Annotated in this window: 1 protein-coding gene; it reads right to left on the bottom strand. The window is 69.9% G+C overall.

What is annotated here, in order from left to right:
• The coding region (locus J2847_RS33850) for an AMP-binding protein (RefSeq protein WP_209783108.1) at positions 1-1,452 on the bottom strand (1,452 nt) is incomplete at both ends.

Below are 1,452 nucleotides of genomic sequence, written 5' to 3'. Positions count from 1 at the left end.
AGGGTGACGAAGGCGCAGGGCGTCTCGCCCCACTTCTCGTCGTGGCGGGCGACCACGGCGGCCTCCAGCACCTCGGGGTGGCGGTAGAGCACGTCCTCCACCTCGATCGACGAGATGTTCTCGCCGCCCGAGATGATGATGTCCTTCGAGCGGTCCTTGATCTCGACATAGCCGTCGGCGTGCCACACCGCCAGGTCGCCGGTGTGGAACCAGCCGCCGGAGAACGCCTCCGCCGTCGCCTTCGGGTTCTTCAGGTAGCCCTTCATCACGTTGTTGCCGCGCATCAGGATCTCGCCCATCGAGCGGCCGTCCTTCGGCATCGGCTCCAGCGTGCCGGGATCGGCGACGATCACCGCCTCCAGCATCGGCCCGCGCACCCCCTGGCGCGCCTTGATCGCCGCCTTGTCGTCGAGCGGCAGGTCGTTCCAGCGGTCGTGCCAGACGTTGACCACCGTCGGGCCGTAGCATTCGGTCAGGCCGTAGACGTGCGTCACCTCCCAGCCCATCCGCTCCATCCCGGCGATGACGGCGGCCGGCGGGGCGGCGCCGGCGGTCATCGCCTTGACCGGGTGCGCGATGCCGGCCTTCAGCTCGGCCGGGGCGTTGTTCAGCATGTTCAGCACGATCGGCGCGCCGCAGAAATGCGTCACCTTCTCCTCGCGGATCAGGCGCAGCACGGCGTCGGGGCGGACCTGGCGCAGGCAGACGCTGGTGCCGGCGCTCACCGCGATGGTCCAGGGGAAGCACCAGCCGTTGCAGTGGAACATCGGCAGCGTCCACAGATAGACCGGCGCGTCGCCCATGTTCCAGGACAGCGCGTTCGACACCGCGTTCAGGTAGGCGCCACGGTGGTGGTAGACGACGCCCTTGGGGTTGCCGGTGGTGCCCGAGGTGTAGTTCAGCGCGATGGCCTGCCACTCGTCGGCCGGCAGGACCCAGGGATGCTCGGTGCCGACGTCGGTGAGGAAGGATTCGTAGTCGCGGTCGCCGATCAGCTCGCCGCCGGCGTAGGCCGGGTCGTCGATGTCGATGACCGGGATCGGCGCGTCGAGGCTGGCGAGCGCCTTCTTGGCGACGGCGGAGAACTCGCGGTCGACGATCAGGAGCTTCGCCTCGCCGTGCTTGAGGATGAAGGCGATGGCGTCGGCGTCGAGGCGGGTGTTGATGGCGTTCAGCACGGCGCCGGCGAGCGGCACGCCGAAATGCGCCTCGAAGAGCTCGGGGGTGTTGGCGGCGAGCATGGCCACGGTGTCGCCCCTGCCGATGCCGGCGTTCGCCAGCGCGGCGGCCAGCCGGCGGACGCGGACGAAGGTCTCCGCCCAACTGCGGCGGATCGTGCCGTGGACGACGGCGGTGCGCTCGGGCCAGACGGCGGCGGCGCGCTCCAGATAGGTCAGCGGCGTCAGCGCCACGAAGTTCGCGGCGTTGCGGTCGAGATCGCGTTCGTAGGCG

Origin of the sequence: Azospirillum agricola (assembly GCF_017876095.1) — a bacterium.
Lineage (GTDB): Bacteria > Pseudomonadota > Alphaproteobacteria > Azospirillales > Azospirillaceae > Azospirillum > Azospirillum agricola.
The sequence above is the reverse complement of the archived record's forward strand: the minus strand, read 5'-3'. Positions and strand labels throughout refer to the sequence as shown.